This window comes from Comamonas sp. 7D-2, assembly GCF_022749555.1.
GTDB classification, from domain to species: domain Bacteria; phylum Pseudomonadota; class Gammaproteobacteria; order Burkholderiales; family Burkholderiaceae_C; genus Comamonas; species Comamonas thiooxydans.
Map to the genome: position 1 here is coordinate 1,546,187 of NZ_CP094238.1, position 16,618 is coordinate 1,562,804.

Annotated in this window: 18 protein-coding genes; 8 read left to right on the forward strand and 10 right to left on the reverse strand. The window is 60.9% G+C overall.

Going from position 1 to position 16,618, the window contains the following annotated elements; genetic code table 11:
* The first annotated feature begins 13 nt into the window (after positions 1-13).
* Both MPZ60_RS06975 and MPZ60_RS06980 read left to right on the forward strand, forming a co-directional pair.
* Complete coding sequence (locus tag MPZ60_RS06975; protein ID WP_034360523.1) at positions 14-406, forward strand: nuclear transport factor 2 family protein; 393 nt, start codon at positions 14-16, stop codon at positions 404-406.
* Positions 407-424: 18 nt separating this feature from the next.
* Complete coding sequence (locus MPZ60_RS06980; RefSeq protein WP_034360276.1) at positions 425-685, forward strand: hypothetical protein; 261 nt, start codon at positions 425-427, stop codon at positions 683-685.
* A gap of 52 nt (positions 686-737) precedes the next feature.
* Here MPZ60_RS06980 and MPZ60_RS06985 read toward each other — a convergent pair whose 3' ends face one another.
* The 6 genes from MPZ60_RS06985 to MPZ60_RS07010 form a co-directional block, all read right to left on the reverse strand.
* On the reverse strand, positions 738-1,571 hold the full coding sequence (locus tag MPZ60_RS06985) for an aminoglycoside phosphotransferase family protein (protein ID WP_034360279.1): 834 nt from the start codon (positions 1,569-1,571) through the stop codon (positions 738-740).
* 280 nt (positions 1,572-1,851) lie between these two features.
* On the reverse strand, positions 1,852-2,343 hold the full coding sequence (locus MPZ60_RS06990) for a hypothetical protein (RefSeq protein WP_034360282.1): 492 nt from the start codon (positions 2,341-2,343) through the stop codon (positions 1,852-1,854).
* Positions 2,344-2,580: 237 nt separating this feature from the next.
* On the reverse strand, positions 2,581-3,057 hold the full coding sequence (locus MPZ60_RS06995; RefSeq protein WP_034360285.1) for a GNAT family N-acetyltransferase: 477 nt from the start codon (positions 3,055-3,057) through the stop codon (positions 2,581-2,583).
* A 123-nt stretch (positions 3,058-3,180) separates the two neighbouring features.
* On the reverse strand, positions 3,181-3,768 hold the full coding sequence (locus MPZ60_RS07000; protein WP_034360288.1) for a nucleotidyltransferase family protein: 588 nt from the start codon (positions 3,766-3,768) through the stop codon (positions 3,181-3,183).
* Positions 3,769-3,955: 187 nt separating this feature from the next.
* The gene (locus MPZ60_RS07005; protein WP_034360291.1) at positions 3,956-6,082 is read right to left on the reverse strand and encodes an NAD(P)/FAD-dependent oxidoreductase; all 2,127 of its coding nucleotides are present in this window, start codon (positions 6,080-6,082) and stop codon (positions 3,956-3,958) included.
* 16 nt (positions 6,083-6,098) lie between these two features.
* Positions 6,099-8,114, reverse strand: coding sequence for an NADPH-dependent 2,4-dienoyl-CoA reductase (locus MPZ60_RS07010; RefSeq protein ID WP_034360293.1), 2,016 nt, complete (start codon positions 8,112-8,114; stop codon positions 6,099-6,101).
* Between the two features lie 155 nt (positions 8,115-8,269).
* Here MPZ60_RS07010 and MPZ60_RS07015 point away from each other — a divergent pair, with 155 nt between their 5' ends.
* A complete protein-coding gene (locus MPZ60_RS07015; protein WP_034360296.1) occupies positions 8,270-9,043 on the forward strand; it encodes a 3-alpha-hydroxysteroid 3-dehydrogenase in 774 nt (257 codons plus the stop codon).
* A 144-nt stretch (positions 9,044-9,187) separates the two neighbouring features.
* Positions 9,188-9,565: a steroid Delta-isomerase gene (locus tag MPZ60_RS07020; RefSeq protein ID WP_034360297.1), complete on the forward strand. Its 378-nt coding sequence runs from the start codon at positions 9,188-9,190 to the stop codon at positions 9,563-9,565.
* Positions 9,566-9,727: 162 nt separating this feature from the next.
* Here MPZ60_RS07020 and MPZ60_RS07025 read toward each other — a convergent pair whose 3' ends face one another.
* From MPZ60_RS07025 to MPZ60_RS07035, 3 genes are all read right to left on the reverse strand, one after another.
* Positions 9,728-10,639, reverse strand: a complete 912-nt coding sequence (locus MPZ60_RS07025) for a bifunctional GNAT family N-acetyltransferase/nucleoside diphosphate kinase regulator (protein ID WP_034360299.1) — start codon at positions 10,637-10,639, stop codon at positions 9,728-9,730.
* Between the two features lie 409 nt (positions 10,640-11,048).
* Entirely contained in the window at positions 11,049-11,489 is a 441-nt protein-coding gene (locus MPZ60_RS07030; protein WP_034360302.1) for an acetyltransferase, read from the reverse strand.
* Positions 11,490-11,532: 43 nt separating this feature from the next.
* Complete coding sequence (locus MPZ60_RS07035; RefSeq protein WP_242881906.1) at positions 11,533-12,444, reverse strand: LysR family transcriptional regulator; 912 nt, start codon at positions 12,442-12,444, stop codon at positions 11,533-11,535.
* A 108-nt stretch (positions 12,445-12,552) separates the two neighbouring features.
* Here MPZ60_RS07035 and MPZ60_RS07040 point away from each other — a divergent pair, with 108 nt between their 5' ends.
* Together MPZ60_RS07040 and MPZ60_RS07045 are read left to right on the forward strand one after the other, a co-directional pair.
* Positions 12,553-13,320, forward strand: coding sequence for an SDR family NAD(P)-dependent oxidoreductase (locus MPZ60_RS07040; protein WP_034360304.1), 768 nt, complete (start codon positions 12,553-12,555; stop codon positions 13,318-13,320).
* Positions 13,321-13,468: 148 nt separating this feature from the next.
* Positions 13,469-13,870, forward strand: coding sequence for a GFA family protein (locus MPZ60_RS07045; protein WP_034360526.1), 402 nt, complete (start codon positions 13,469-13,471; stop codon positions 13,868-13,870).
* Between the two features lie 72 nt (positions 13,871-13,942).
* Here MPZ60_RS07045 and MPZ60_RS07050 read toward each other — a convergent pair whose 3' ends face one another.
* On the reverse strand, positions 13,943-14,755 hold the full coding sequence (locus MPZ60_RS07050; protein WP_012837522.1) for an enoyl-CoA hydratase: 813 nt from the start codon (positions 14,753-14,755) through the stop codon (positions 13,943-13,945).
* A 108-nt stretch (positions 14,756-14,863) separates the two neighbouring features.
* Here MPZ60_RS07050 and MPZ60_RS07055 point away from each other — a divergent pair, with 108 nt between their 5' ends.
* Positions 14,864-15,655: an SDR family oxidoreductase gene (locus MPZ60_RS07055; protein ID WP_034360305.1), complete on the forward strand. Its 792-nt coding sequence runs from the start codon at positions 14,864-14,866 to the stop codon at positions 15,653-15,655.
* Between the two features lie 18 nt (positions 15,656-15,673).
* Positions 15,674-16,618: a Zn-ribbon domain-containing OB-fold protein gene (locus tag MPZ60_RS07060; RefSeq protein ID WP_034360306.1), complete on the forward strand. Its 945-nt coding sequence runs from the start codon at positions 15,674-15,676 to the stop codon at positions 16,616-16,618.

The window sequence follows — 16,618 nt, forward strand, 5'->3', positions numbered from 1 at the left end:
CGGGATGCACACCATGACCACCAATCTGGATATCATCCGCGCGACCTACGAAGGTTCGTCCGAAGAGAACGGCAGGAATCTGCTGGCAGCACTGGCGCCCGATGCCCAATGGACCGAGGCCGCCGGTTTCCCCTATGCAGGAACCTACGTCGGCCCGCAGCAGATCGTCGCGGGCGTGTTCCAGCGGCTGGCGACGGAGTGGGACGGCTACAGCGCCAAGGTCCACACCTACCTGGCCGATGGCGACCGTGTGGCAGCTTTCGGCGTCTATTCGGGAACCTACCGCAAGACGGGCAAGGCGATGATGGCGGGCTTCGCTCACCTGTACCGGCTCAAGGAGGGCAGGATCACGAGCATGGAGCAGTATGTGGACAGCCACCTGGTGCAGCAGGCGCTGCTGGCCTGAGCGCGACGGAGTCCTGTCATGAGCGAAGTCAATGCGCAGCTGCAAGCCATTCTGTCGCTGATGCGAGCCGGGCAATGGAATGCCGCGCACGATGCCGTGCAGCGACATGAAGGCCTGCTCGCGGCCTGGCTGCACGGACTGCTGCATCTGCAGGAAGGCGATCTGGAGGACGCCGAGAACTGGTATGAGCGGGCAGGCCTGCGCTTCAGGCAGCGCGGCACGCTGCAGCAGGAGCTGGCCCGGTTCGAAGCGGCGCTGCGCGCTCGGTCCGGCGCGTGAACCCGAGGCCGGCCGTCCGAGAGCCGGCTTTTTGGCGGCAGAGCTGGAAGCCTCATCCCAGTGCCTGTCGGGCGAGATGCGCAACGGCCAGTTGCCTGTTGGCCCTGGTGCGCTCTCCGTCTTCCAGGAACCAGGCTGCCGACAAAGCGGCGTGAGCCATAACCCATTTGAGTAAACGCCAACGTTCCAGCCCCGTGACATTGATGACTACTGCAAGCTGCCGCGCAAAGCGCCCCGGGTCGGTGCAAGTCTCCAGGTCGGGGTTGCACAGCACGCTAACGTAGTCGTAGTACCGCTCACCTGTGACGCGCTTTGGATCTATCGCCAGCCATCCACGTCTGTCGAAATCGAGTATGTTGCCATGGTGCGCGTCGCCATGCAGGACGACAGGCTCGCGCTGCTCATGCAGCAGCTCAGCTGCCACCGTTGCGCATTCGGCCATCAAGCCGCCTTCCTGCTGCGCCATCAACGCGAGTGACCTAAAAAAATCCGTCAGCGGCAGCAGTTCTTCGGGTGGTGCCGAGGACCTCTTTGAATGCAGTTGCTCGATGGTGCGGCAGATACAGCTTGTCGCTGCATCATCTTCGCCTTCTCTAGCCATGTGCAGCAAATGCCTGGAGCCGGTTGCGCGCTCCATCAGCAGCGCTCCTGAATCTTGGTCGCAAGCATAGACTCGCGCTGCTCCATTGCCGTCCCACCATTGAAGCACTCTGCCTCCGATGCGCTCGTCAAGGTTTCGCGTGATCTTGATCATCGCAGGAAGATCTGCCCAGTTCCTTGCAAGGATGACTGGCAGAAGGTCACTTGTATGAGTTGTGAAGGGGTCACCAGCCGCCTTCGCACTCCAACGGTGGAGATGGATATCAAACAGGTCGAGGTTGGGCATCTGGCTGATTTTCGAGCGAACTCATGCAGTCCGAAGATGTGGTGCGATAGCCAATGTCCGCTGACGGCTGTGGTTTCAACAGGTCAATGCAGCTCCTTGACCGAGGCTCCGCAATGTCGGGCATGCCTGGGAAGGTCGGCTGGGTGGTGTGCTCAATTTCTCCGGCATTACTTTCTTCCGGTGCTCAAGCCAGCTTCCACAAGCAGCCAAGGCCATGCTACGGACATTGGTCGCCCTGAAAGGGCCCCCCGACTTCTGAGCAAGGGTCTTGTCCGGAGGTTCAGTCCTCGCTCTCACGCGGGTAGCCTGCGTCTGCCCAGCCCTGTGCAGAAGCACGGGTGAGACTATGGTCCGGCCTGACTCGTACCTTGGCCAATTCGCTGTCGTCCGCCGCGGTGGCAGTGAGCGTCGCCGTGGGATTGTCCTCATCGGGCTCAATATCGAGAGCCACCGTCACGCGCAATCCGCGAACTTCAATCTGTATGGCTTTGTGCAGCAGCGCTGCCTGGTGTTGCTCATGGCGACGTATCACCTCGCTGGCAGTCTTTACCAGCGTGTTGAAGGCCGACACGTCAAGAGGCTTGGGATTCTTCTTGTCGCGCCCCATGGTCCATGGGCCGACCAGAGCTGGTTCCGCCTGGCCGTCCTGAGTCATTGACACCGCCCATCCATCGTCGTCTTCATTCTTGATGACGCGGGCTTCCCAGCCCTTGTGGTGCCAAAGGCGGTCTTCGAAGATGGAGACGTCTTCTGGTTCGAGTTCTGCTGGCATGTCTGGACTTTTCCTGGAGCAATCAAGTCCAAAGTCTACTGTTTTTTTATACAGCTTGTGAGGCTGGGTCTATCTCGAGCTGGGCGTTGTGGGCCATGCATGCCCTGACCAGGTCGATGCGGAGACCGGCATTGGGCAAGAGCGTCCAGGTTGAAAGCAGCGGCTGCATTCGAGCATCGAGTCAACCCAAAGCCAGCATCAATTGACGAGCTTCATTCGTCCATCTGGAGTGAGAGACTACAGTTCATGGCTATACACGATGAAACCGCCATGTTTGGCTAACTTGTCGTAGAGCGCTCGGCCGGCTTCATTGGTTGCTTGTGTTTGCCAATAGACGCGATTTGAGCCAGCCAGCATTGCTTGCTTATAGACCTTGCTGATCAGGGCCTTGCCAACTCCAAGCTGACGCCTTTTCGGGGCCGTGAAAAGATCCTGCAGATAGCAGACCGGACCAAGTCTCGTAGTACTACGGTGAAATATGTAATGCGCTAGACCAACCACTTCTCCTGCATCTTCAGCGACCAGCGCAAATACAGGTTCGATGGGATTGAAGAATCGCTCCCAGGTCTTTTGGGTAATTTCCTTCGCCAGTCCGGTAGCTCCGGCCCTTCCATAGAAAGCGTTATAGCCATCCCAGAGTGAAAGCCAGGCTTCAAAGTCATGTGGTTGGACTTCTCTTACTACGACAGTTGTTGCAGCGTCACTTTTAGACATGGGAAAGACTTTTCATAGTGTGAGCCGTGAGTAAATTGAACGGTCTGCACCGAAGTGTAAGGTCTGCTCGTGGCCGGTAGGCCACCGTCCCAGCACGACCCAGGGCGGACATGCATGCACCCATCAGCAGCGTGCATCAATTCTCTGAGGCTGATGGCCGTGGGCAACGATTCGCAGCCATGGCCAACGCGCTTGGTAAGACTCGGCCTTTTGCTGGAAAAGCTCACGATGCGGGGTCAATGGATTGAGTGCCAAAACTCCGTCATAGATCAGATCCAGGCTGTTCGGTGCATAGAGGCCGCCTGGGCGAAGACCCACGCAGGTAGCTGGGATCAGGAATCGGTCTATTCCCTCGCAAGAGCTTCGCAGTGCCTTATATGGGCGACCGAAATATGACTCGTACCACAAGTGAACCCGAGCTTGGTTCGTGACTTCAATCCTGATGCCCAGGTCGCGTAAGACGCGATCGGCATGTGCTTGCATCTTCTGCTCCGCACCGTCAGTGGTGCTCGATGGATCAAAGTAGAAGAGATCGTAGTCTTTGATGGAATCCTCTGGATTCCGCTGCGCCTGCAAATTCCACACTGTCTGAAATAAGCAGCCTGCAACAAGCCAGCCATCTGGAAGATTCAAATCATCCCAGCGTTCAAGAATCGTACGATTGTTGATATTTTGGAGGACATCCGCAACGAAGCGCTCAGGCGTAGGCATCGGGACAGTCAATCCTTGGTGGAGCAAAAGTGAGAGGCAGGTTCGAGCCTATTTTGCTGCAGTTGCGAAGACCCGCTTCCGGCCAGATTAAGCCTCTTGCTCCGTTCTACCGAAATGCGATGACTCCAATAGAAAACAGCCTGCGAGCTCCATGCTCGCAGGCTGTTTCAGCTATCAAGGAGTATCTTCAGACTTCGCGTCCGGCCTGATGGCCTGAATGCATGGCGCCCTCGATATAGCCCAGGTCCTGGCAGTCGCCGATGCGGCGCACGGGAGTCCGGGTAAGGGATTGCAGCTGGTCGGCAACGGCGGAGTCAGCCTCGGCTCCAATGGCCAGCACCACGGAGTCGGCTGGCGTGCGGTATTCCTCGCCTTTTTTGTCCATCCAGACGACTTCCTTGCGATCGATGCGCGTGACGTTGGACTGCATCAGCAGCTTGCCGTGCTTCTTCACGGCGTCGTACACGCGCCAGCGGCGCACGATGGCCAGCTCGGTACCGGGATGGGTGCCGGGGTCCAGTACGGTGACTTCGCGGCCGCGATCGAGCAGGAACTCGGCCAGTTCCAGGCCGACCAGGCCTGCGCCGATGATGACCACGCGCTTGCCCAGGGGCATCCACAGCTTGGACAGATTCTGGATCGCTGCCGTGCTGTCCGTCACCTTGAACATGCCGCCGGCCTTGAACAGCGCGCGCTCGGCCAGATTCAGCTTGGCCTTGGCAATTTCTTCAGCGCGATCGCCCGTCATCAGACGGCGCAGTTCGTCGCCGCTCCAGACATGGCTTTGCTGCGCGCCTTCGATGGCGGGCGCGGCACGCCTGGCGCCGGTGCCCACCAGAATTTCGTCAGGCTGCAGCTCGGCCAGCAGCCCGGCGTCGACCGTGGTGTTCAAGCGCAGCTGGATGTTCGGGTGGTCCATCTGCCGCACCAGATAGTCGAGCAGGCGGCCGTTCTCGGGATAGGCCAGTGCGGCAAAGAACAGCGTGCCGCCCAGGCGGTCGCTGCGCTCGACCAGCGTCACGCGATGGCCGCGAAGGGCGGCGACGCGGGCGGCCTCCATGCCCGAAGGGCCGCCACCGACGATCAGTACATGCTTGGGCTTTTCGGCAAAGGTGATGGTCCTGCTCGCCTCGTGGCCGGTCTGTGCGTTGACCGCGCACTTGATGCCCTTGTTGATGAAAATCTCGCTTACGCAGGCATAGCAATAAATGCAGGGGCGCACGCTCTGGGCGGCGTTGGCTTGCAGTTTGTTGGCCAGGTCGGGGTCGGCCAGCAGCTTGCGGCCCATGGCCACAAAGTCAATCTCGCCATTGCTGATGGCGGCGGCGGCGGCATCCAGCTCCCAGCGGCCGGCCGAGATGATGGGAATGCCGACAGCCTTTTTGATGCCGGTGGCAAATTCGCGATAGGCATTCTGCTTTTGCGGAATCGGTGCATCGGTGAAGGCCGTGCCTGTGGGCAGGCGCGCATAGGCCGAGACATTGATGGCATCCACGCCCAGCTCTTCGCAGAGCTTGGCGGTCTTGAGCGCCTCGTCCATGGTGATGCCGCCGGGCGTGTGCATTTCCTCGGCGTCGATACGCACCCAGATGGGGAAGTCGGCGCCCACGCGCTCGCGCACGGCAGTCAGCACTTCGCGCAGCAGGCGGCTGCGGTTTTCATAGCTGCCACCGTATTCGTCGGTACGGCTGTTGAAAAAGGGAGAGAGGAAGTTGGCGATCATGTAGTTGTGCGCGCAGTGCACTTCCACAGCATCGAAGTTGGCCTGCTTGGCGCGCAGGGCGGCCGCAGCAAACCATTCCACCATCTGTGCAATATCGGCCTTGTCCATCACGCGGTAGCGGTCGGGGTAGGGGCCAACTCCCACAAAGGTCGAGAACTCCTTGGGCGTGACGGTGCGCATGGCTTCGGCCACAGGGCCGTCGGGCGGAATCGAGGACACCCACATCTCGCGCCCGTGGGTGCGGTCATTGGCAGCGACCTTGCCGCTGTGATTGATCTGGATGGCGACTTTGCCGCCGTGCGAGTGAACGCGGCGCGTGACTTCAGCCAGACCGGGGATGAAGCTGTCGTTGGAGATGCCCAGTTGGTGCGGCTCGCTGGTGCCGGTGGGCCAGGAGATGGCGGCCGTGCCCATGATGATGAGGCCGGTGCCGCCCTTGGCACGCTCTTCGTAATAGTCCTGGGCGCGTTCGCCGCAGATACCGTCGGTGCCGCCGTAGTTCTCGCCCATGGGGGCCATGATGATGCGGTTCTTCAGCTCCATGGTGCCGATACGGCCCGGCTCCAGCATTGATGCGTGGGGATTGCTCATTTTGTTTCGCTGTCTCCTATAGTTTTCGGCCGAGTTCGGCCCCTTCTTCGATGGCGCGCGCTGCATCAATTTTGTGGGCATTGCGCGCGCCCCCAATCACTGTGTGCGCAATGTTTTGTGCTTGAAGTCTTGATGACCAGGGGTCATGTGATTCCTGGCCGGCGCAGACCACGATGTTGTCCACGCTCAGGCAGCGCTGCTCGCCGCGTATGCGCAGGTGCAGGCCGTTGTCGTCGATGTGGATGTACTCCACATCGTTGAACATGCGTGCGCTTTTGTTCTTGAGCCGGGCGCGGCGAATCCAGCCCGTGGTGGTTGGCAAGGTGCTGCCCATGGCCGCCTTGCTGCGCTGAAGCAGCCAGATCTGACGCGGCGAATCGGCTTTCTCGCTGGCCTTGATGCCGCCGCGCTGCTCGCGCTTTGGATCAATGCCCCATTCGCGGTCAAAGGCGGCCACGCTGCCGTCGTCGGCCTTGTGATGGGCCAGCAATTCGGCCATGTCAAAGCCCAGCGGCCCCGCGCCCACGATGGCCACGCGTTCGCCGACAAAGCGGGGGCTGCGCAAGGCCTCGATATAGTCCACCACCTTGGAGCTGTTCTCGCCCTCGATGCCGCTGCGCCGCGGTGTCACTCCCGTGGCCACGACCACGTGATCAAAGACGCTCAGGGTGTCGATGTCCGGTGTGGTGTTGAGCCGCAGTTCTATGCCCAGGCGCTGGATCTCATGCTCGAAGTAGCGCAGCGTCTCGCCCAGCTCCTGCTTGCCGGGCACCTTCTGCGCCAGAAAGAACTGGCCGCCGATGCGGATGCCGGGCTCGAACAGCGTCACCTTGTGGCCTCGGTCGGCCGCCTCGCGCGCGCAGGCCAGTCCTGCAGGTCCAGCACCGAGCACGGCGATCTTGCGCGGAACTGCGGCTTTGTCCTGCGGCCATTCCCATTCGCGGCAGGCTCTGGGGTTGACCAGGCAGCTGACCTGCTGGCGCGTGAAGATGCGATCCAGACAGGACTGATTGCAGGCAATGCAGGTGTTGATGGCGCTGCTCTGGCCCGCCTGCGCCTTGCGCACAAAGGCCGGGTCGGCCAGAAAGGGGCGAGCCATGGCCACCATGTCGGCATGACCCTGGGCAATCAGGTCATCGGCCACTTCGGGGGTATTGATGCGGTTGCTGGCCGCCACGGGAACACTGACTGCCTGCTTGAGTTGCTCGGCAGCCCAGCTGAATGCAGCGCGCGGCACCACCATGGCGATGGTGGGAATGCGCGCCTCATGCCAGCCCACGCTGGTGTTGAACAGGTTCACGCCAGCGGCTTCCAGCTGGCGGGCCAGGTCCAGCACTTCCTTCCAGTGGCTGCCATGCTCGACCAGGTCCATCAGAGACAGGCGAAAGCTGATGACGAAGTTCTCGGGCACAGCCGCGCGTATGCCTTGCACGATGCGCAGCGCAAAGCGGCTGCGGCCGGCGGCATCGCCGCCCCATTCGTCGGTGCGGAAGTTGGTCAGTGGCGCCAGAAACTGGTTGATCAGATAGCCCTCGCCGCCCATGACTTCCACGCCGTCATAGCCGGCTTCGCGGGCCAGGCAGGCGCAGCGCACATAGTCGGCAATGATCTGCTCGATCTGGGCCGCGCTGAGTTCGCGCGAGCTGCGGTTGCTGAGCCTGGAGAGCACGCTGCTGGGCGAGACGCCACCGCTGCCGTGGTCGTAGCGGCCCACATGCAGTACCTGCATGAGGATATGGCAGCCCTCGGCATGCACCGCATCGGTGATGAGGCGGTGCCGCGCCGCCTGTTCTGGCGTGCACAGTGTCGAGAACTCGGCATGCTCGGGCATTCCCAGTGCGTACTCGTTGACGCCGAAGCCCCCTGTGACGATGAGCTGCAGCCCTTCCCGTGCACGTTCGGTGTAGAAGAGGGCCAGCTTTTCAAAACCCTGCGCCTGATCCTCCAGCCCGGTATGCATGGAGCCCATCAGAACCCGGTTCTTCAGGGTGATATGGCCGATGGTGATGGGCTGGAAGAGATGGGGATACATGGCTGGATTTCCTCACGCGCAGATGTTGCGCCAGTGTAGGAAGGGCCACGGTAAATTTTCCCTAGGGGAATTACATCGTCCGTTTGCATGTAGTCTGGCTGTTCATGATGGGCTTAGATGTGCGCCATCACCACCCAGACAAAAGGAAACAAGACATGTCCATCATCGTGATGAGCGGCTGCGCCACCGGCATTGGTGCCGCTACGCGCAAGATCCTGGAAGCGGCCGGCCACCAGATCGTAGGCATCGATATACGCGATGCGGAAGTGATTGCCGATCTCTCGACGGCCGAAGGTCGAAAGCAGGCGATTGCCGATGTACTGGCGAAGTGCAGCAAGGGCATGGACGGCCTGGTGCTGTGCGCCGGCCTGGGGCCGCAGACCAAGGTGCTCGGCAATGTGGTTTCGGTCAATTATTTTGGCGCGACCGAGCTGATGGATGCTTTTCTGCCGTTGCTGAAGCAGGGCCGGCAGCCCGCAGCCGTCGTCATCTCGTCCGTGGCTTCCGCGCATCTGGCTTTTGACAAGAACCCACTGGCACCGGCACTGGAGGCCGGCGAGGAAGCCAAGGCCCGCGCCATTGTCGAACAAGCGGGAGAGCAGGGCGGCAATCTGGCCTATGCGGGCAGCAAGAATGCCTTGACGGTGGCTGTGCGCAAACGCACTGCCGCCTGGGGCGAGGCCGGCGTGCGCCTGAACACCATCGCCCCCGGCGCGACCGAGACTCCCTTGCTGCAGGCGGGTCTGCAGGATCCGCGCTATGGCGAATCCATTGCCAAGTTCGTGCCTCCCATGGGCCGCCGAGCCGAGCCGTCCGAGATGGCGTCGGTCATCGCCTTTTTGATGAGCCCGGCCGCAAGCTATGTGCATGGCGCGCAGATCGTCATTGATGGCGGCATTGATGCGGTGATGCGTCCGACACAGTTCTGACATCCCCCGAGGCAGGCCCTGCGTCTTCCCCCTCTCTCTGCGGGAGGGAGACTATGGCCTCGCCGCAAGGCGGCTTTTTTGCTTGCCGTCCCTTGTTTGGGCATTGCCGGTTTTCAACGGCGCTTGCTAAAAGGATGATTTGAGATGAATACCCCAGAACATATGACCGCGGTTGTGCAGCGCTATGTGGCTGCGCTGAACGCCGGCGATCTGGACGGCATCGTCGCGCTGTTTGCCGATGACGCCACGGTGGAAGACCCCGTGGGCTCCGAACCCAGGTACGGCACGGCTGCGATTCGTGCGTTTTACGCCAACTCGCTCAAGCTGCCGCTAGCGGTGGAGCTAACGCAGGAGGTGCGCGCGGTTGCCGACGAGGCGGCCTTCGCTTTCACCGTCAGTTTCGAGTATCAGGGCCGCAAGACCGTGATTGCGCCCATCGATCACTTTCGCTTCAATGGCGCTGGCAAGGTGGTGAGCATGCGCGCCTTGTTTGGCGAGAAGAATATTCACGCCGCCGTCTGATGAGAGTCAGGCGCTTGACTGCTTCTGATATGGAAGCTGTCTTCGCCTGATTTGAAAGGATTACAAGACTCTTTGAATCTGAAATCCATTGATATACAGCGGGAGATGCTATTGATTTTGTTGTTCAAGGCGGTGCAGTGAATGCCCCCAGCCTGAGCCGGCTTACAGATGGAAGTGCCCGGCTGCCTCGGGCTGGTAGAGCACTTTCTCGATCCGGATATGGCAGGTGCGATCGAGAATCCGCCAGTCGATGCGGTCTCCTTCCCGACAGCCCAGAATGGCCGTGCCCACGCCCGAGAAGACCGAGAACCTCCCTGCACTGTCATCGGCATCCTCGGGATAGACCAGGGCCACTTCGACGGCCACCTCATCGAGGCGCAGCAAGGCTTTGGAGTTCATCGTGACCACATTGCGCTGCACCTGCCGGGCATCGACGACGGCGGCACGCTCGATTTCATGCTCCAGATCGACCGCTTGCGACTCCCATTCCAGGGCGAGCAGATCTCTGAGGCGTGACTGATCCACGGCGGTGATGCAAATGCCGCCCGCCGCTCCCGGCAGCCCGGCGCGCAAGCGCTGGAGGTAGCGCTGCGCCGTCATCGCATAGGACTTGAGTGCGGGCGTTTCACTCTCCAGCACAAAGCCGTTGTGCGCAAAGGCCTTGAGCGAGCGCGTGTTGTCGGCATGGATCCTCGCAATCAGTCTTTCGGCACGCATGTCGAAAAAGGCCAGCTTCATGCCCTCGTGCAAGGCGCTGGCACCGAGCTTGCGCCCCCAGTTGTCGCGCTTGCCGATGACCAGCACGATTTCGCAGTCCGGTCCATTGCGGATCAGGCGCACGAAGCCCACGGGCAGGTCGTCGCGGTCGTATGCCATGAAGAAGCGGCCGCCCTGATTGAAGAGATGGGTGAGTATGGGCAGCTGAACCCGGTCAATGAGCTGCTCTATGTGACGCGAGACATGACGCGAATCGCTGAGGTGACGCACGACGTCTTCGTCGCTCAGCCAGTCCATCAGATTCAGTGCATTGGCCCGCGTGATTTCCGGACACAGGGATATGAAAGGCTTGCTCATCTTCAACACCGTCGGTTGCAAGAATGAAAGCCTTTCATGGCCACGGCGCGGGCCATGACGGTTCTTTCGACACAGGCGCCGATTCTAGGCAAGCGGATTCTGCTGCGCAGGCGCAGCGCTGATCTCGCATCTCTTTGCTCGGTCTATGGCGAGCCTGTGGTGTGGCGTGCGGCGCTTGCCCCGGAGCCGGAGAAACCATGGCGCCGGCGCTGCAACACAGCAGCAGCCGGCGACTGCGATGCTCTGTATTCAGAAGCTGCTTGCGCCTGACTGCATTCGAATTTCGAATGTTTTGTGGTCATAGTCAATAAAAGACAGGCGCAATATGCTCTTATTTAGATAGCATTTGAAGCGCTGGATGTTGCGATCCGTGCCGGGTCGACGCGCGTAGTCCAGCCAGGCCGGCCATTCAGGGATTGGCGTATTTGAGATGGATGATGGGGTAGGCGCGGCCTTGTCCGTCATGCGGGGAGCGGCCCGTGCGCTTGAAGCCCAGGCGTTCGTAAAAGCCCACTGCCTGAGCGTTGTGCTCGTTCACATCGGTGCTCATCTCGGGATGCAGTGCCAGGCCGTGGCGCACCAGCGTCGCACCGAGGCCCTGGTGCCTGAAGTCGGGGTCCACAAACAGCGCTTCCATATGGCCCTGGTCCATGAGCATGAATGCCAGGGGATGGTCGTGCTCGTCGACGGCGAACCAAAGCGGGGCGTTTGGCAGAAAGCTGCACACCATCTCGTCAATCTCTGCGCGATCCTGCGGACTCAGAAAGTCATGTGTGGCATCAACGGCCTGGCGCCAGATCTCGATCGCTCGTGCCCCTTCGTCGGGGCGGGAAGCTCGAATGGAAGTCATCGCCGGATTATGCGTACGAACACGCTTGTCCCGTGGCCAGGCATCAAGCGCGCTCCATGTCTGCCAGATGGGGCTCCAGCACCTCGGTGATCCAGTTCAGGAATGCGGTGACCCGCGGCGCGATATGCCTGCGATGCGGATACAGCAGGGACACCGGCATGGGCGCCGCCCTGAAGTTGGGCATGACTTCGACCAGCAGGCCCTGATCGAGCAGATGGCGCGCACCCCGGACGGGTGCCTGAATCAGGCCCAGGCCGGCAAGACAGGCTGCCTGGTAGGCATCCGTGCCGTTGACCACCAGGGCGCAGCGCATGGGCTGCAAGGCGGTCTCCTTGCCGTGCTGATACTCCCAGCCCGCGCCATGCCGCCCGAGCTGGTTCGCATAGTGAATGATGCGGTGCCGTGACAGATCGGCCAGTGTTGCGGGCGTGCCGTGGCGCTCCAGATAGGCGGGACTGGCCAGATTGCACATCTCCATCTCACCGATGGTGCTGGCGATCAGGTCGGTATCTGCCAGCGGGCCGATGCGCACCACGCAGTCAAAGCCCTCCTGCACCACATCCACGCGGCGGTCGCTGGTGCTGATGCCTAATTCCAGCAAAGGGTGGGCCGAGAGGAATTCGGGCAGTTTCGGAATGACGACATCCCGGGCCAGAGAATTGGGCATATCGATGCGCAGACTGCCTCGCAGCCCGCTGGCGGCAGGCTGGAACATGGCTTGCAGCTGTTCCAGGTCGGCCATGAGTTCCTTGCTGCGCTCAAGGAACTGCTCGCCATCGGCGCTCAGCCGCACATGTCTGGTGGTGCGTTGCAGCAGACGGGTTCCCAGCTGCTTTTCCAGCTGCTGCACCACGGTAGACACACGACTTTTGGTCAGCCCGAGCTGCTCTGCGGCCTGGGTGAAGCTGGAGAGTTCGGCAACGCGGGTGAACACATGAAGCGCATTGAAATCCATGGCTTTATTGTATTTTCAAAGTGAACAGTGCGATCTTTTTCAAAGTGTTTATTCATGAATGGAGAACACCTAAAGTGCTGGCTTGTTGACATCCTCCATGAGACCGACATGCAAGCATCAGCACCCCGTATCGCATTGATCACCGGCGCAAGCCGTGGCCTGGGCCGTAGCGAAGCCCTCAAGCTGGCCGAGCTCGGCGTTCATCTGATCATCACTTACAAGGACAGCGAAAGCGATGCGCAGGAGCTGGTCTCCCGCATCGAGGCGCTGGGCAGCCGTGCCGTGGCGCTGCGCCTGGACGTTGGTGAAAGCAAGAGCTTTGCCGCATTTGCCGACAGCGTCAGGCGCGTGCTGGCCGACACCTGGCAGCGCGAACAGTTGGACTATCTGGTAAACAATGCCGGTATCGGCCTGGTGGCGCCGTTTGCCGAAACCACGGAAGAGCAGTTCGATCTGCTCTTCGATATTCACCTCAAGGGCACGTTCTTTCTGACGCAGAAACTGCTGCCCCTGATCCGGGACGGTGGACGCATCATCAATACCTCGTCCGGGCTGGCACGCTTCAGTCTCCCCGGCTACGCCGCCTATGCGGTGATGAAGGGCGGCATTGAGGTGATGACGCGCTACCTGGCCAAGGAGCTTGGCGCACGCGGCATCGCCGTGAACACCATTGCACCCGGCGCCATAGAGACGGATTTCGGTGGCGGCGTGGTGCGCGACAACGCGCAGCTCAACGCCCATATCAGCGGCCTGACCGCCATGGGCCGGGCAGGGCGCCCCGACGATGTGGGTGCCGCGGTTGCCGCATTGCTTGCCGATGGCAACAACTGGGTCACGGGCCAGCGCATTGAAGTGTCTGGTGGCATGATGCTCTGAGCGTATGCCGGGCAACTCCATTCGGAACGCGGCCTTGCCCGGCAGCGCCATGGCGGTCAAGGCATATGGGATGCATGCAGACACGCAGCGGCAGATATTCGATGCCTGCGGACCAGGTGTTGGGGATAGAGGATTTGGAGACCGAGTCGTGCCCGATAACTATCTGGGAAGCTGTTTATGTGCAAGAGTCGGCTATCGGCTGCTGTCGCCGCCCAGGGCCGTGACCCACTGCCATTGCGGGCAGTGCCGTAAAAGCCATGGTGCTGCGTTCGCGAGCTATGGCGCCGTGCCGCGCAAGGATTTGTGCATAGTCTCTGGGCAGAGCGACATCAAATCCTATGCATCGTCGGCTTCCGTGCACAGGCAGTTTTGCCAGCACTGCGGCTCATCCCTGTTCTGGTCCAGACAGGCCGGTGACTGGGCCGACTGGATATGTATCGCACTGGGCACGCTGGACTCGCCTTTTTCGGCTCTCAAGCAAAAGCATGCGCATCTGGAGTCGCAGCCTTTGTGGTCAAGCTTTGCCGGTGGCTGCATGCGCAATGACTGAGGGCCGCCTTAGCCCCTCGGGCTGCTGCACCGCCCTCCGGCAAGGCGATGTTGCGGCTCTGGATTGATGCGTTCACTCCCCCTTGAACACCGGCTGGCGTTTCTCAATGAACGCATTCATGCCTTCCTTCTGGTCGCGGGTCGCAAACAGGATCTGGTTGGCCTTGCGCTCCAGCATCAGGGCGGCATCGAGCGATGCGTCCATGCCGGCAATCACCACTTCCTTGATCTGCTCCACGGCCAGTGGCGGCATATTGGCAATCAGTTTTGCCATTTTCAGCGCCTCAGGGATTACCTGATCGTCTGCACAGACTAGGCTGACCAGACCCATGGCATAGGCTTCGTCGGCACTGACGGGCTTGCCGGTCAGCAGAATGCGCATGGCCTGGAACTTGCCCACGGCGCGCACCAGCCGCTGGGTGCCGCCGATACCGGGCATGATGCCGATGCGAATCTCGGGCTGTGCAAAGCTGGCTCCTTGCCCGGCAATGATGATGTCGCAATGCATGGCCAGCTCGGCCCCGCCGCCAAAGGCATAGCCGCAGACCGCTGCAATGATGGGCTTGGGGCACTTCTCAATGGGAGCCCAGACGCGCTCTGTGTGGCGCTTCATGATCTCTATGGGGCCGCAGGAGTCCATGCTCTTGATGTCGCCGCCTGCCGCAAACACCTTGTCGCCGCCGGTCAGAACGATGCAGCGCACGCTGGCGTCTGCGCTCAGCTCGGCGAAGGTCCTGGACAGCGCAGCCTGCAGAGAAAGACTCAGCGCGTTCGTTGCCTCGGGGCGGTTGAGCTGAACGATTGCCACGCCATGGTCCTGATGCCGAACCAGTAGCTCTCGCTGCGCGGTGTCCATGTTTTCAATAGCGGAAAGCGATGCCGACATAGGAATTCCCAAGGAGTTGAACAGGGACGATGGTCGTTTTCAAGGGATGGAGCAACATCGTCCTTTTGGACGTATCTGCTGCTGGTGCCGAAACCTAAATTGGCAGGCATGGATACGAACAAAAGCTTTCAAGACAAGGTAGTGCTGGTCACTGGCGGCACCAAGGGCATCGGCAAGGGCATTGCCCAGGCGTTTCTCGCGGCAGGTGCCACGGTAGTGGTGTGCGGCCGTCAGCAACCTGAAGCGTTGCCAAGCATCAATGGCAGTAGCGCAGACTTCGTTGCATGCGATGTGCGCGAGGCCCAGGCCGTCAAGGACATGGTCGATGAGGTGCAGCGCCGCCATGGCCGTCTGGACGTTCTCGTCAACAACGCCGGTGGCGCTCCCCATGTGGATGCCGCCACGGTGTCTCCGCGCTTTCATGAAAGCGTGCTGCGCCTGAATCTGTTCTCGACCCTGCACGCCTCGCAGGCCGCCAATGCCGTGATGCAGCAGCAGGATGGCGGTGGCGTGATTGTCTGCATCGGCAGCATCAGCGCGCTGCGTCCTTCCCCCGGTACGGCAGCCTACGGCGCGGCCAAGGCGGCGGTGCTTAGCCTGGTCAGCTCTCTGGCCGTGGAGTGGGCGCCCAAGGTGCGTGTGGTGGCGGTCAGCCCCGGCCTGGTGCGCACCGAACAGTCGCACCTGCATTTCGGGGATGAGGCGGGAATTGCCTCTGTCGCCGGGACCATTCCTGCGGGTCGTCTGGCCGAGCCGCAGGACATTGCCAATGCCTGTCTGTATGTGGCTTCCGAAAACGCCTCTTACATGAGCGGCACCAATCTGCTGCTGCATGGCGGTGGTGAGCGCCCCGCATTTCTGAGCGCATCGAACTCGGAATCCGTGCAACAAAAACACTGAATTTCAAAGGAGACAATCTTGACCGATCAAGACTGGATGGCAGAGGTCCGCGCATACGTGGGCAAGCAATACGGGCGTGTCTATGCCTGGGACAAGGTCAACAGCCCCATGATTCGTCAGTGGAGCGAGCTGATGGGTGTGGCCGTAAAGACCAACAAGGATGGCAAGACCATTGCCCCTCCCGCGATGCTGCAGGTCTGGTGCATGGAAGGGCCTGTGCAGAACAACTACCCGCCAGGCTCCACGACAGAGAATCCTTATGAAGTTCTGAAGCTGATCGAAGCGCACGACTTTCCTTCCACCGTGGCGGTGAATTCCGAGCTGAGCTTCGAGCGCGATGTGCTTGAAGGTGAAGACCTGTACTACACGACACGCCTGGAAGCCATCAGCGAAGAGAAGACCACGGCCCTGGGCACGGGTTACTTTGTCACGCAGATCATGGAGTACTTCTCGATCAAGGCAGCGAATGGCGAAGACGAGAAGGTCGGCCAGTTGATGTTCCGCGTCTTCAAGTTCCGTCCTGCCAATGTGCAAAAGGCCGAACCCGCGCAGGCGGCCGCCCCGAAGATCAAGCGACCCGCACCAGGCGTGAGCGATGACAACCGCTTCTTCTGGGAAGGCCTGAAGGAAGGCAAGCTCTTGATTCAGCGCTGCAAGAGCTGCGGCGATCTGCACCATCCACCGGGTCCCGTCTGCCCCAAGTGCCATTCGTTCGACTGGGACACGGTGCAGGCCAGCGGCAAGGGCACGGTGTACTCGTTCGTGGTCATGCACTACCCCGAAGTACCGCCTTTCGACCACCCCAATCCCATCGGTCTGGTGGAGTTGCAGGAGGGGGTGCGTCTGATTGCCCAGCTGGTCGGCGTCAAGCCCGGCGAGGTGCAGATCGGTCAGAAGGTTCAGGTTGAGTTCAACACCTTCGACGGTGATCTGACTCTGGCCCAGTTCCGTCCCGTGGGCTGA

Excerpts from the sequence above, each read along its gene's own strand:
- MPZ60_RS06975 (WP_034360523.1), top strand. The coding sequence starts at position 14 with ATGACCACCAATCTGGATATCATCCGCGCGACCTACGAAGGTTCGTCC.
- MPZ60_RS06980 (WP_034360276.1), top strand. The coding sequence starts at position 425 with ATGAGCGAAGTCAATGCGCAGCTGCAAGCCATTCTGTCGCTGATGCGA.
- MPZ60_RS06985 (WP_034360279.1), bottom strand. The coding sequence starts at position 1,571 with ATGCCCAACCTCGACCTGTTTGATATCCATCTCCACCGTTGGAGTGCG.
- MPZ60_RS06990 (WP_034360282.1), bottom strand. The coding sequence starts at position 2,343 with ATGCCAGCAGAACTCGAACCAGAAGACGTCTCCATCTTCGAAGACCGC.
- MPZ60_RS06995 (WP_034360285.1), bottom strand. The coding sequence starts at position 3,057 with ATGTCTAAAAGTGACGCTGCAACAACTGTCGTAGTAAGAGAAGTCCAA.
- MPZ60_RS07000 (WP_034360288.1), bottom strand. The coding sequence starts at position 3,768 with ATGCCTACGCCTGAGCGCTTCGTTGCGGATGTCCTCCAAAATATCAAC.
- MPZ60_RS07005 (WP_034360291.1), bottom strand. The coding sequence starts at position 6,082 with ATGAGCAATCCCCACGCATCAATGCTGGAGCCGGGCCGTATCGGCACC.
- MPZ60_RS07010 (WP_034360293.1), bottom strand. The coding sequence starts at position 8,114 with ATGTATCCCCATCTCTTCCAGCCCATCACCATCGGCCATATCACCCTG.
- MPZ60_RS07015 (WP_034360296.1), top strand. The coding sequence starts at position 8,270 with ATGTCCATCATCGTGATGAGCGGCTGCGCCACCGGCATTGGTGCCGCT.
- MPZ60_RS07020 (WP_034360297.1), top strand. The coding sequence starts at position 9,188 with ATGAATACCCCAGAACATATGACCGCGGTTGTGCAGCGCTATGTGGCT.
- MPZ60_RS07025 (WP_034360299.1), bottom strand. The coding sequence starts at position 10,639 with ATGAGCAAGCCTTTCATATCCCTGTGTCCGGAAATCACGCGGGCCAAT.
- MPZ60_RS07030 (WP_034360302.1), bottom strand. The coding sequence starts at position 11,489 with ATGACTTCCATTCGAGCTTCCCGCCCCGACGAAGGGGCACGAGCGATC.
- MPZ60_RS07035 (WP_242881906.1), bottom strand. The coding sequence starts at position 12,444 with ATGGATTTCAATGCGCTTCATGTGTTCACCCGCGTTGCCGAACTCTCC.
- MPZ60_RS07040 (WP_034360304.1), top strand. The coding sequence starts at position 12,553 with ATGCAAGCATCAGCACCCCGTATCGCATTGATCACCGGCGCAAGCCGT.
- MPZ60_RS07050 (WP_012837522.1), bottom strand. The coding sequence starts at position 14,755 with ATGTCGGCATCGCTTTCCGCTATTGAAAACATGGACACCGCGCAGCGA.
- MPZ60_RS07055 (WP_034360305.1), top strand. The coding sequence starts at position 14,864 with ATGGATACGAACAAAAGCTTTCAAGACAAGGTAGTGCTGGTCACTGGC.